Here is a 12553-nt window from a genome sequence, read left to right on the forward strand (position 1 = left end):
TAAATACCCTTATATAAACCTTTTTAAAATACAGCTAAGGGAGGATTTTATCATGAAACAAACGTGTGAATATTTACTTACAAAAATGAAAAATTTAACTAGTGAAAAAAGAGCAACAACGAATGAAGCTATATTAAGACAACATAGTATGGATGAGTCACATCATACCCCTTCACTTCCTGATGTTGTCGTGTTCCCTGAAACGACAGAAGAGATCTCGTCCATTCTTGCATTTGCCAATCAAGAAAACATTCCGGTTGTGCCGTTTGGAGCAGGATCTAGTCTTGAAGGGCACTCCATTCCTTTACATGGGGGGATCACTCTTAGTTTCCAACGAATGAACGCGATTCTTGAAGTACGTCCGGACGATTTTCTCGTTACGTTGCAACCAGGGGTAACGACTTCACAATTAAATAACGCATTAAAGAAATACGGATTATTTTTTCCCGTTGATCCTGGGGCTGATGCGACGCTTGGTGGCATGGCCGCTACAAATGCTAGTGGTACGACAAGTGTCAAATATGGAATCATGCGATCACAAGTCCTTAATTTACAAGTTGTATTAGCCGATGGCAACATTATTCAAACAGGTGGATTAGCTGCTAAATCAAGCGCTGGTTATCACTTAAGCAGTTTATTTGTCGGATCAGAAGGCACGCTTGGTATATTTAGTGAACTCACTCTAAAGGTTTACGGTATTTCAGAAACGATCATTGCTGGACGTGCTGTCTTCCCTTCTGTGAAAGCAGCGACACAAGGTGCGATTGCTTTATTAGGTAGCACTCCTTCACTAGCGCGTGTGGAACTGGTTGATCCAGCCTCTATAGCACAAGTAAATCTTCATAGTGAAACGAATTATCCGGAACAACCCACCCTCTTTCTTGAATTTCATGGAAACGAACAAGGAACGAACCAAGATGCCCATTTTGCCAATGAACTACTGCTGACATATGGATGCAAAGCTATTGATTTTGAACGAGATTCTGCAAAACGAGCGAAATTATGGGAAGCACGCCATCATCTTGCCTATGCATTTAAACACGGATATCCTACAAAACAAATGATGTTAACTGATGTGTGCGTTCCCCGTTCCAAACTGGCCGATGCCGTAGAATATGCCGCCACACTGATTGCTCAGTCTAGTCTCAATGGTGGTGTTTTAGGACATGTCGGTGACGGAAATTTTCATTCTATTATCATGTTTAATAAAAAGACAAAAGAAGAAGCGCAAATGGCTCATTCCATAAATGATTCAATCGTTCAATATGCCCTTGCTCATGGAGGAAGCTGTACAGGGGAACACGGCATTGGTATGGGAAAAATATCGTTTTTAGAACAGGAGCATCACGATACACTTCACTTAATGAAAATGATCAAACAGCAATTAGATCCTAAAGGCATCTTAAATCCAGGAAAAATCTTTAGAGAGGGTTTAAAAGATTCTCCTACTATATAGAAATTAATGACTCTTAAACATTGGCTCTATATTGATTAAAAAACGAACGAAAGGAATACATACGTGTTCCTTTCGTTCGTTTTCCTATCTATTACTATTCGTTCGCTGCTTGATGAAACGAAGTTGGTTCCCATCGTGCTAAATCGTAGACCCCTGCTTCAATGTTCTTTTTTTCAGCTTCTAACAAGGTAAGCAATTGAAGGGGTAACACGTGAGGCGTTTGTTGTAAATCAATAATTCCATTTGGTGCATAGAGCAGCACAGTAAACAAACGTTTCTCCTTCATATCCATTCCATGAGCATATACATAATGCAAATCACGCACACGATAGACGAAAAAAAGCCGGTAAGCGTCCATTCGGACCTCCTGTTTTTATAACCAGTATGGCCCTTTTTTACTTATTTCACACGTACAAATGGATAAATGGGCAATGTTACAGTAACGGTCGTTCCTTTTCCTTCTATACTCTCAAAATGAATGTGTCCATTATGTTCTTTGACAATCTTACAACAAACCATCAAACCAAGGCCTGTTCCTTTTTCTTTTGTTGTGTAAAAAGGCTCTCCAAGCTTATCTAAGCGATCATTTGGTATACCAACACCCTCATCTTTTACAGTCACAATGATATTTCCTTTTTTCTTTGTTAGTGATAATACAATGTTTCCACCATGATCCATTGCTTCTAACGCGTTTTTTAGCAAATTAATAAATAGTTGCTTTAATTGATTTTCCACGCAATACAATAAGGGTGTTTCCTCTTCTAACGATAAGTGAATTTGAATATTTTTAATGATTGCTTGCGTATTTAATAAGCGCACGACACTCTCTAGCATGTCTGTAATCGAACTATATTCAAAATGCACAGCTTGAGGCTTCGCTACTAACATAAGCTCTCCAACAATTTCATTGATTCGCTTTAGTTCATTTAACATAATATCTGTATAGCGCTCATTCATTGGTGCGTTTCCTTCTTTTAAGAGTTGCGCGAACCCTATTAAAGAAGTGAGCGGATTTCTTATTTCATGAGCAACACCTGCCGCAAGTTCTCCAAGTACAGTAAGCTTTTCAGATTTGCGTATAATTTCTTCCGTTTCTTTCGTTGCTGTAATATCTCTTGATATGGTAACAAAGCTTTCAATTTCGTCCCATTCATTCATTACTGGCACAGCATTCGTTTCCATTACTACCCAGTTCCCTTTATGGTGCAATAATCGATATTCAAAAGTAAAAGGTTTCTTTTTAATATTTGCTTTACTAAAACAAGCACGTAAAAATTCAAAATCATCACGATGAATTCTAGAAAACAGAACAGCATTAATTTCTTTATAATCTGCCAAACCAAAAACAGCCTGGTGCGAAGGCGAACAGTAAAGCAAACCACCCTTTGTATCCGATACGGAAATTAAATCTTTAGAATGTTCGGCTATGACGCGATATTTTGCCTCACTTTCGCGGAGTGCGCGTTCCACTTTTTTTCGCTCCGAAATATCGCGATAAATTAAACAAAATCCAATAACGTCATCTTGGAGATTGCGAATCGCCGAAAATGAAATAGACACATCAATGCGTGTTCGATTTTTTCGTAATCGTTGGGTTTCAAAAGAAGGAACCGTACTGCCTTCACGCAATAAGTTAATGATGCTTTTTGATTCTGCTATAAATTCTTCCGGGATAATAATAGAAGTATCCATTTCCTCATCATGTATAAGAGACCCTTCTTCCCAGCCAAACATGCGCTCAAAAGAATGATTCACTTTAATCATTTGCTCATTCGTATCTAGTATTAAAATAGCATCTGTTGTTCCTTCTAAAACAGACTCTAATAGCTCTAGGGCAACGCTTAACTCTTCTTCCTTTTCCTTATGCTGTGTAATATCACGTCCCGTAACGAATAAAAACAACGGTTCCTTTTCGGTCGTGAAAATGGGTTGTTTATTTAGTTCTAAATAAATATACGTTCCATCGGATTGCTTAATAGCTTGTTCAATTTTTACACATTTCCCTGTTTCCCAAGCTTGTTGATCACTTTTAATTAATTGATCTGTGGTCCAATTGGAAAAATATGAAGGTAGTTCATGTAACGTTTTTCCTTTATACGCTTGCTGATCAATGCCACATGTCTTTAATGCAAAATCATTGGCTTCAATCCACTTGCCGTCTCTGCTTACAATGCAAATAAATTCCGGTAATGTATCAATAAACTGCTTAAGACTTCTAAGCCAAGGAAATACCTCTTCTTCCATTAGTACCATAAGTCATCTCATCCTCGTCGTAGTATGATTAACCTCCTACTTATTAGATGAAGTCATCGCGATTCCTCCCATTAATTAACGACAAATAAACACTTTTTCTGACAAATGTTTACTATAACAGGCTGTCAACGCAAGACTTGTAAGAAGGAATCGGCTGATTTTATTCCTCCTCTTCCTTTAGGAAAGCAAAAACATTGTCAATCAGCTGTTGCAAATACTCATCAAAACTGTTGGCAATAACTTTATATTCATCAGGATCATGGAAAAAGCGAATGATTTGACCACTTACCCCCTCATGAGAAGGGTTAAAATCAATAAAGAGTCTTGATGTCCCACCATTATTCATGCAATCTGAAAAATGAATATACGTCCCAGGGAGAAGTCCCTCTGAATTAATTTGTGAATCAACTGCTTCATCATCTCCCTCTTCTAGAAGATAAGAGATGTCCTCTTCTTCTTTTGAACTATGAAGCATTTGTTGTATAGACAGTAAATAATAAGGATATTCAATGTCCTTGTCCCCAGACCCTAACATATAAACGGCAATTTTGTTATTTCCATAATCCCTATGGTATGTTCCATCTACCTTTTCCAATAGCGAAATAAGTGATGTAGGACAATGGGGATACGCTAATTGAAGAAGATCAACATCCTCTTTTGTAGCACCCCACGCTGTATTCAATTGTTGTAGGTCATGCGTTGATAATGACGGTTTTACGTCATGTAAAAGGTGGTTTACCAAGTCCATTTGTTCCTCCTCCTATTACTCATCCTTATGTACTGCATGGTTAAAAATCCTCTTATTTCCTTTATTGTAGCAAATTTCAAGTATGCCTCGTTATTGGTTACTCAAGAATCTTCTACGTTTACGCACATAAAAAAAGCAACAGACGATTTGTCTATTGCTTCTTTTTGCGCATTTCATATATACACTTAAACAGCTCTAACTGCTTCTTTTAAGGATTTCCCAGGCTTAAATGCCGGTACATTGCTAGCAGCAATCATAATTTCTTCACCCGTTGAAGGATTGCGTCCTTTACGTGCATTACGGCTGCGTGTTTCAAATGTTCCAAAGCCAATTAACTGAACACTGTCACCTTGCTTTAAAGCATTTGTAATTGACTCAAGGACAGCTTCCACTGCAAGCAGTGATTCTTTTTTATTCATACTTGTTGCCGATCTTACTGCATCTACTAAATCTTGCTTTCTCATCATAAATTCCTCCCGGCGATTCAATTATTCTTGTTTCTAGCAACCATTATCGCCGGTAATACTCTACTTTATACCAATATGGACTTAAAAATTACGCTTCACCCTCTACCCATTCTTTTCGCAGAACAAATAATTCTCGAAGCTCTTGAGTAGATAGTTCTGTAATCCAATTTTCACTTGTAATTACTTTTTCACTTAATTCTTTTTTACTTTCGAGCATATCATCAATACGCTCTTCTAATGTACCTAGTGATATCATCTTATGAACTGTTACATAACGCTTCTGACCGATTCGGTGGGCGCGATCGGTTGCTTGATTTTCTACCGCTGGATTCCACCAGCGATCAAAATGAATGACATGATTGGCTTCGGTTAAATTCAAGCCCGTACCGCCAGCCTTTAACGATAAAATAAAGATGCGTTTCTCGTTATTTTGGAATTGCTCAATCATCTCATCACGTTTTGTTTTAGGAACACCACCGTGTAAGAAGTACGCTTCTTCACCAAAGCGTTCACTAACAAAGCGCTGGATCATAGCACCCATCGATAAAAATTGCGTAAAGATTAAACACCCTTCATTCTTTTCAAGAATATCTTCAAGCAATTCTTCTAGCTTAGAAAGCTTATTCGATCGCTTCACAAGCTTAGCCTTTTTATCTTCCTTTAAATACAGTGCAGGATGATCACAAATTTGTTTTAATTTACCTAAAAGCGCTAATATCAAGCCCCGTCGCTTCATGCCAGCTTCTTTTTCCAGCCTAGCAAACGTATCTTGAATCACGCGTTCATAGAGTGATGCTTGCTCTGCTGTCAGCGGAACAAACTCCTTAATTTCTTGCTTTTCTGGTAAATTCAATTGCACATGCGGATCTTGTTTCGTGCGTCTCAATAAAAAAGGCTGGACTAATTGTTGTAGTTGGCGCAGCATTTTATCATCTCGATCACGTTCCACCGCTACCACAAACCGCTTTTTAAAGGCCGACTCACTTCCTAAATAGCCAGGATTAAGAAAGTCAAAAATAGCCCATAGCTCTAACAAACGATTCTCTACCGGTGTGCCTGTCAAAGCAATCTTATGATAACCAGATAAGCTCCGAATACTTCTCGACTGCTTCGTTGCACTGTTTTTTATATTTTGTGCCTCATCTATAATCACACTGTCCCATACAATCGCTCGAAATAATTCTATATCAAGTTGCGCTGTTGTATACGTCGTTAGCACTAGATCATACCCTTGAAAAGCACTTTGAAAGTCAGTACCTTTTGCGCGCGTAGCACCATAGTGAACGGCTACCTTTAGCGTCGGTGCAAACTGCTCTAACTCTTTTTGCCAATTGCCTAAAACACTCGTTGGACAAATAAGTAATGCCGGCGAAGCATTTTGCCGGTTTTCACGCGCTAGCAATAAATAATCGATGGTTTGAATTGTTTTTCCTAACCCCATATCATCCGCTAAGCAACCACCTAAACCGAACTTTCTTAAGAACAAAAGCCATGAGCTACCTGTCTTTTGATAATCTCGTAAAGAGCCTTGAAAGTGAGTAGATGGTGCTTTGATTGGAACTTCGTTGACTTTACCTAACTGTTCTACCATCTTAGCTAAGTCTTTATTTAGTTCAATGTTTACGTAACGAAGCGGAGACGTACTCCCTTCATCATCTTCTTTATTCGTTGTGCTTTGTAACAAATGTTGCTCTAACACATCTCTAAGATGAAGGCCATTGCGGTTTACATTGTTCATCACATGACGAACTTCGCGAATGAAGGCTGGATCTAACTTTAACCATGTACCTTTCACTTTTACTAGACGACGGCGGCCATTTACAAGCTTCATAAACTCTTCTTCAGAAAGTTCCAAATCCCCTGTTGATACTTTCCAATCAAACTGAACAATCGTATTTAAGCCAAGAAAAGAAGGCGCATAGCCTGCTGAAGATGTTTTTACCTTTGCCTTTAAGTCTGGCTGAAGATCTTTAAGCGCCTCCCACCATTCTGGAAGCATAACGCCAATCCCCGCTTCTTCAAGTAACCGAGCTTTTTCATTTAAAAAATCCCATGCTTCATTCTCAGAAAATGTCGATACAAATGCTCCGTTTTTTCCTCTTAAAGAAGGAACAAGGGTACTGGCAAATTGAAGTTCTTCTTCAATTAATGGTACATAGCGCCGCCAATCAGATGGAATCACAGTGTTCTCACGGTCCCATTGATACTCATCTGCTGTTGCTGCATCGCGTAGAAAGACACGAATTTGCCACAGCTGTTCATCCTCTGCTGGCTCCTCTAATTGAATGAGCAAATCAAAGGGTTTATCGTCTTCATCCCAACCAATTTTAATTAACCAGGACTCCTCTGATAAGTCAGCAAACAACCCCACTTGATCCAATAAATGATCAAAAGGAAATCGTTCAAAAAATGCTTCGCTTCCTGCAAGATGCTCTGGCTCGGCAACAACAAGTTCGTCCATTGCATAGGAAATCCATTCAGAAGAACGTGCTCCATTTACTTTCCATCCCCACTTCCCTTCCTTCCAAGCAGCAAAGCTTGGTTGGATTCTCTCGTTAAGAATGGCATCCTGCAATTGGCGCGCTTCATCAATCATGGATTTGCTAGTTTCTGTCCAACACTCACCGAGAAAATAATGGGGATAGGACGTAAACAAGCGATAAGCATCCAAGGCATTCATATAGACTGTGTGAGCATCATCTCGTTCTAGGAACGTGCCATAAAACGACGATTCATGCCACGCAAATAACAACGGTACCCAATCATTGCTATGAATTCTTTCTCCATGGTGCTCTCCCCAGAGCGTAATTTGCTCATCACTCCATTTGGTATGAAGGACGAGGGCATTTACATCAATCATTGATGAATTTTCCTTTCCTTAACTCTTCTTGAAATGCCCGCAGTCTGTTATACTCCGATGACAATTTCTCAATATAATTCATAAAGCGCTCACTGTTTTTTTGTTTTTTATAAATGGTCCGAAGCTTCTTTAAATAGCGCACAGCAAGCTTATATGATTTTCGATTCTTTTCTTCTATAAGTCGATGAACAGCCTGATGATATAATGGTAGTAACACTGTCATATCAATCTTTTCTACATCTACTAGCTCTCCAGAATCGATTAAGGCAGGTGAATAGCCCATTAACAATTGCACCTCTGCCCAACGTCGTACTTCTTGCTCGACTAATAAATAATCATTATATTCATAAAGCGTAACGGGTAAAAAAGCAACAAGCATCTGTTCATAGGCTTCTTCCTCACCTGTATATTGTGCGTACTTCCAAAAATAATGAATATAATCGTGAAAATGTTCACGAAGCTCGACATTTTTATAATAAGAATTTCGTTGCTCATGCAGGATTGGTTGTAGCACCAATAGCCATGCTAATAAACGATCCCACGCTTTCCAATGTAGGAGCAGTTTTAGCCATAACATAGCATGCTTTAACGTGAAATCATTCGTTTGCTTCATGCGCTCAAATGCTACATCATCTTTCTTTTGTAAAAACGCAAAGTGAATCAATGCCATATCTAATAACTTAGCTTTTGAGCCTGTTTCCTTTTGTTTCATCAATTGCGCCTCATAGGAAGCAATCCATTTTTGAACGTCATAAAGTGTTGCCCAACTTATAAGAAACACATGAAAGAATTGTGAAAAATATCGATGGACGAGCTGAAACGTTTCCTGAAAGGCACTTAAACTAGCTTCTACGAGTTCAGGAGCCTTCTCTCGTAGTTGTTGTGTATCCATTTCTAACAATGTTTTTTCCATTGCAGTTGTCATTTGTTGAACGATCATTTCAAAATGAGAAGTAAGAAACGCCTGTACCCCATACGTTTCTTCATATTTAATAAGTTGTTTAAACGTTTCAAGCTGAGCATGAAATCGATACAAGCTGCCTAGATCCTTGTCATCAAAGTGACCTGCATTTAACAAACTCGGATAAAACTCTTTATGAATGTGCATAAAAGTATATCCTTCGCCACGCTCTAGCTCTACAAAGGATAAATGTTGCATTTTCTTTTTTTCAAACGCATCAAAACGCTCTTGAAAGAACGTACGCCATTTTTCCATTGAGCACTCATTTTCAAGCTTTTGCTGTCCAGTAGGTGAAAGCACGGTATGCGAAGGTCTCTTCTCTTGTTGCAAAATTACTTCACTTCCCTTAGCCTGTTTCCAATTTAGGATGAGCTGATAAGGCGGTCCAAATGAAGCATACAATTGAAAAAAGAGAGCTAGCATATGGGCGCAAGGTTTCTCCCTTGCACATGAGCACTCACTCTTTTCAAAAGCGTTAAGATGAACGTGAACATCGTATCGTTCTTCATCGGACACAGCACCAGAAATCATCTCTGAGGATCCTTCTACATTATATACGTTTCCGGACTGAAACAAAGAATACCCTTCTTGGATGGTCGCTGATTCAAAATGATGCAAAACGGACTCTCCAAGCGCTAACACCACTTGTTTCGGAATCTGTTTACTTAACATGTCAGCCTCCAATATATAGTACTTTCCATTATAGCAAAATTCACGGTATTCCATTCAATCATGTGCTTAAAAAGTCTTCCTATATAGAAAATGCTTAGCCACCGTTTTATTCCATGAATAACCGTAGCATAAATAACGGTATGAAAAAAGGAATCTACCAATCTTCATGCTTACGCTCATTGTGTCAGCATGAAGATTGGCGTAGTTTGCAAAAAGACTGTTGTGCAAGAATTAACGCTACTGTTATGAACCTGATCTATGAATAGGCAAGTATTGAAAAAAGAGACTACCATCATTCGACATTTCTAACGCTTCTACGCTTGTAAATGTAACAGTCTTAAGGAACATAGACGGATTTCTTGTAACATTTTGACTTTTTTTAGCAAAACGCTTTCACAATTTGGAATTTTAAGGCATACTAATCACTGTGACAAAAATCCACATGAAAGCTGTGAATGACAGATGCTTCTACAGATGATTGAAAAAAAGCGCGAAGTTTTGCTTTGTCTTGGAAAAACATACGGATTAACGGCAAATGTCACCGTACAATGCAGCCAAGAGCTAGATCATTTGCTAAACGTCTTTGACCGAGTGAATACGGACAACCTTCGAAATGCTTATGTTAAGCAAGCATAATGACAAAGATTACGCGCTATTAAACAATGAAAAAAACGGCATCTTGCCGTTTTTTTCTCATTTTACTCCTAAATATTTCTTTTTTATAAAAAAATATCCTCATAAAGAAGGACTTTTTCACGATGATAATATTCTTAAAATTTAAAAGAATTACAAGAAGATAATCATACAGAAAACAGTAGAGTCAACCGGTTCGGAAAAAATTACCGCATCATTATTATCCCTTTTCAGCTATTTTGAAATAATATGTAACCAATTTGTTACATCACTCTAACGTCCTTGTCATACTCACCCTGTAGAATGGCAATTGGCTAAGGGGATTACAACATCCTCTAAAAACAAAACTTACCGTACTTGAGGAGGTACTACATATGTTAAAAAAAGTAATTGCAACTGGAGCGATCGCTGGAGTAATGATGGGTTCTCCACTAGTGGGGGAAGCTGCATTTGGGGACCATACGCTAAAGAACGGATCATCCGATCAAGACGTTAAAGAACTACAAAACAAATTAAAAGAAAAAGGTTTTTTCCACTATACACGTACAACAAACTATTTTGGTGATATTACAGAATCAGCTGTTAAAGACTTTCAAAAGAAAAATCATTTGAATGTGGATGGCATCGCTGGTAAAGATACAATGAAAGCCTTAAAGAAATCACATAGTGCTTCATTAGGCTCTCATTTATTAAAAGTTGGTAGCAAAGGATACGCAGTATCAACTTTACAAAAAGAATTAAAAGAAAAAGGCTACTATCACTATCACGTAGATGGTATTTACGGGCCTATTACAGAACGTGCCGTTCGTGCACTTCAACGTGATGCTGGTATTGGCGTAGATGGCATTACTGGTACTAATACGATTAATGCTTTGTATAATGGTCATCATCAAGCTGTACAACAGCCAAAACATACACAACAAAAGCATGTTGTAAAACATAAAGTAGCACCAAAACAAGTACATCATGCAAAAAAAGCAAGAAACGTTTCTTCTGAAAGCAATAACACACCAAAACCAGCTACAAAAAATGAAAGTCCAAGTGGAAAAACGATGACAGTCGAAGCGACTGCATATAGTGCAAATTGCTCTGGATGCAGTGGTGTAACAGCGGATGGTACTAACTTACGTTCAGGTAACCCGAAAGTAATTGCAGTTGACCCTCGCGTCATCCCAATGGGCACTAAAGTATACGTAGAAGGTTACGGATATGCTCGCGCAGCCGATACAGGCGGCGCCATTAAAGGCAATCGAATCGATGTCTTTATCCCATCAGAACAACAAGCTTCCGATTGGGGACGTAAAAACGTTAAAATTACAATTTTAGATTAATTGTTAAAAACCCCCGAATTCTTCTATAGTTCGGGGGTTTTCTATCATTATGGTGCAAGCAGTCCATACATATCTAAATCATGAAATTCTTCATTTACATATTGATAATCCCGCAAGCGGCCTTCAAATGTGAAACCAAATTTCTTTAATAGTTGCTTTGATCCTTGATTATCGGGATGAACGAGTGCACCAATTCGGTGTAAGGACATGCGTTCAAAGGCAAAGGGAATAAGCATTGTCAAAACTTCCGTCATAACGCCTTTACGCCATTCACTGTGCTTAATTTCATAGCCAATTTCTGCACGAAATTTCCCTTTAGTCCAATTATGATAGCCGCATGTTCCGATGACCTGCTTTGTCGCCTTATCCTCAATGCCCCAACGAATTGTCGCTTGCGTATCAAACCCATGAGTAAAGCTCGTAATAAGTGCTAACGTATCCTCTTTCTCTTTGTATGGCGTGGTTCCCCAATATTGAACAACACGTGGATCGCTATACACTTCATGCAAATCAAGTACATCTTGTTCTATAATTTGTCGCAAGTAATAACGCTCACTTTCTAACTCAGGAAACGTCTGATAAATAGAATCTGAGGTCATGTTACATTTTCCCTCCTTTTTGAGAACATTTGTTTCGAGCAATATTCAATAATGTCACTGCGACGAACAATGCCGATAAAGACACTTTGATCATCTACAACAGGAACAAAGTTTTGTGTTGCAATGAGCGACAGTAAATCTTCCATTTCCGCATTAATGTGCACAGAATGAATAATTCGGTCTTTCACAATGGTAGCAATAGAAAAACGATGACTTGTTTCAAAAGTTAGTCCCTCTTTATTTTTAATTGTCCATAATAAATCACCTTCAGTAATCGTTTCTGCATATCGCCCCTTATCATCCAGTACAGGAATGGCTGTATAACGATGATATTCCATTTTTTCTAGTGCTTGGCGAATGGTAGAGTTAATATTTAAACAGGCAACCTCTTCTTTCGGTAATAGAAAAAAAGCAATATTCATAAAATCCTCCTTACGTTTCATGCTGTTTTCTTTAAACGATGTAGGCGCTCTCACGTCTCTATTATGGATGCTTCTCCAAAAACTTTCCAGTCTATCTCCTTCAAAAATGAAAAAGTTTTTGAAAATGTGATTTTACGCACATCTCTCTGCA

At 38.4% G+C, this 12553-nt stretch carries 11 protein-coding genes; 3 read left to right on the forward strand and 8 right to left on the reverse strand.

Going from position 1 to position 12553, the window contains the following annotated elements:
• Nucleotides 1-52 precede the first annotated feature (52 nt).
• A complete protein-coding gene (locus A374_RS07955) occupies nucleotides 53-1456 on the forward strand; it encodes an FAD-binding oxidoreductase (RefSeq protein WP_007201688.1) in 1404 nt (467 codons plus the stop codon).
• A gap of 94 nt (nucleotides 1457-1550) precedes the next feature.
• Here the strand turns inward: A374_RS07955 and A374_RS07960 are convergent, their stop codons facing one another.
• The 6 genes from A374_RS07960 to A374_RS07985 form a co-directional block, all read right to left on the reverse strand.
• Entirely contained in the window at nucleotides 1551-1814 is a 264-nt protein-coding gene (locus A374_RS07960) for a hypothetical protein (RefSeq protein WP_007201689.1), read from the reverse strand.
• 41 nt (nucleotides 1815-1855) lie between these two features.
• Nucleotides 1856-3709, reverse strand: a complete 1854-nt coding sequence (locus A374_RS19505) for a PAS domain S-box protein (RefSeq protein WP_007201690.1) — start codon at nucleotides 3707-3709, stop codon at nucleotides 1856-1858.
• A gap of 160 nt (nucleotides 3710-3869) precedes the next feature.
• Nucleotides 3870-4457 (reverse strand): SMI1/KNR4 family protein, encoded by a 588-nt coding sequence (locus A374_RS07970; RefSeq protein WP_007201691.1) that lies wholly within the window; start codon nucleotides 4455-4457, stop codon nucleotides 3870-3872.
• A 185-nt stretch (nucleotides 4458-4642) separates the two neighbouring features.
• Nucleotides 4643-4921, reverse strand: a complete 279-nt coding sequence (locus tag A374_RS07975; RefSeq protein ID WP_007201692.1) for an HU family DNA-binding protein — start codon at nucleotides 4919-4921, stop codon at nucleotides 4643-4645.
• Nucleotides 4922-5012: 91 nt separating this feature from the next.
• Nucleotides 5013-7784, reverse strand: a complete 2772-nt coding sequence (locus A374_RS07980) for a DEAD/DEAH box helicase (protein ID WP_007201693.1) — start codon at nucleotides 7782-7784, stop codon at nucleotides 5013-5015.
• Nucleotides 7777-9417, reverse strand: coding sequence for an SWIM zinc finger family protein (locus A374_RS07985; protein WP_007201694.1), 1641 nt, complete (start codon nucleotides 9415-9417; stop codon nucleotides 7777-7779). Before A374_RS07985 ends, A374_RS07980 begins: the two co-directional genes overlap by 8 nt.
• A gap of 462 nt (nucleotides 9418-9879) precedes the next feature.
• Here A374_RS07985 and A374_RS19935 point away from each other — a divergent pair, with 462 nt between their 5' ends.
• Entirely contained in the window at nucleotides 9880-10053 is a 174-nt protein-coding gene (locus tag A374_RS19935; RefSeq protein WP_083841985.1) for an aspartyl-phosphate phosphatase Spo0E family protein, read from the forward strand.
• Nucleotides 10054-10424: 371 nt separating this feature from the next.
• A complete protein-coding gene (locus tag A374_RS21290) occupies nucleotides 10425-11381 on the forward strand; it encodes a peptidoglycan-binding protein (protein ID WP_007201696.1) in 957 nt (318 codons plus the stop codon).
• Between the two features lie 47 nt (nucleotides 11382-11428).
• On the opposite strand, the gene A374_RS07995 is transcribed toward A374_RS21290, so the two are convergent.
• Both A374_RS07995 and A374_RS08000 read right to left on the reverse strand, forming a co-directional pair.
• Nucleotides 11429-11980 carry a GNAT family N-acetyltransferase gene (locus A374_RS07995; RefSeq protein ID WP_007201697.1) on the reverse strand — a complete coding sequence of 184 codons (552 nt, stop codon included), beginning with the start codon at nucleotides 11978-11980 and terminating at the stop codon, nucleotides 11429-11431.
• Nucleotides 11977-12402, reverse strand: a complete 426-nt coding sequence (locus A374_RS08000; RefSeq protein ID WP_007201698.1) for a CBS domain-containing protein — start codon at nucleotides 12400-12402, stop codon at nucleotides 11977-11979. The genes A374_RS07995 and A374_RS08000 overlap by 4 nt, the downstream gene beginning before the upstream one ends.
• Nucleotides 12403-12553 lie beyond the last annotated feature (151 nt).

The sequence above is a fragment of the Fictibacillus macauensis ZFHKF-1 genome (genome assembly GCF_000269865.1).
GTDB lineage: Bacteria > Bacillota > Bacilli > Bacillales > Fictibacillaceae > Fictibacillus_C > Fictibacillus_C macauensis.

What these genes read in the sequence shown, in the direction of transcription:
- A374_RS07995 (WP_007201697.1), bottom strand. Translation starts at nt 11,980, where the DNA reads ATGACCTCAGATTCTATTTATCAGACGTTTCCTGAGTTAGAAAGTGAG.
- A374_RS07955 (WP_007201688.1), top strand. Translation starts at nt 53, where the DNA reads ATGAAACAAACGTGTGAATATTTACTTACAAAAATGAAAAATTTAACT.
- A374_RS07960 (WP_007201689.1), bottom strand. Translation starts at nt 1,814, where the DNA reads ATGGACGCTTACCGGCTTTTTTTCGTCTATCGTGTGCGTGATTTGCAT.
- A374_RS08000 (WP_007201698.1), bottom strand. Translation starts at nt 12,402, where the DNA reads ATGAATATTGCTTTTTTTCTATTACCGAAAGAAGAGGTTGCCTGTTTA.
- A374_RS07975 (WP_007201692.1), bottom strand. Translation starts at nt 4,921, where the DNA reads ATGAGAAAGCAAGATTTAGTAGATGCAGTAAGATCGGCAACAAGTATG.
- A374_RS07985 (WP_007201694.1), bottom strand. Translation starts at nt 9,417, where the DNA reads ATGTTAAGTAAACAGATTCCGAAACAAGTGGTGTTAGCGCTTGGAGAG.
- A374_RS19935 (WP_083841985.1), top strand. Translation starts at nt 9,880, where the DNA reads ATGCTTCTACAGATGATTGAAAAAAAGCGCGAAGTTTTGCTTTGTCTT.
- A374_RS21290 (WP_007201696.1), top strand. Translation starts at nt 10,425, where the DNA reads ATGTTAAAAAAAGTAATTGCAACTGGAGCGATCGCTGGAGTAATGATG.
- A374_RS07980 (WP_007201693.1), bottom strand. Translation starts at nt 7,784, where the DNA reads ATGATTGATGTAAATGCCCTCGTCCTTCATACCAAATGGAGTGATGAG.
- A374_RS19505 (WP_007201690.1), bottom strand. Translation starts at nt 3,709, where the DNA reads ATGGTACTAATGGAAGAAGAGGTATTTCCTTGGCTTAGAAGTCTTAAG.
- A374_RS07970 (WP_007201691.1), bottom strand. Translation starts at nt 4,457, where the DNA reads ATGGACTTGGTAAACCACCTTTTACATGACGTAAAACCGTCATTATCA.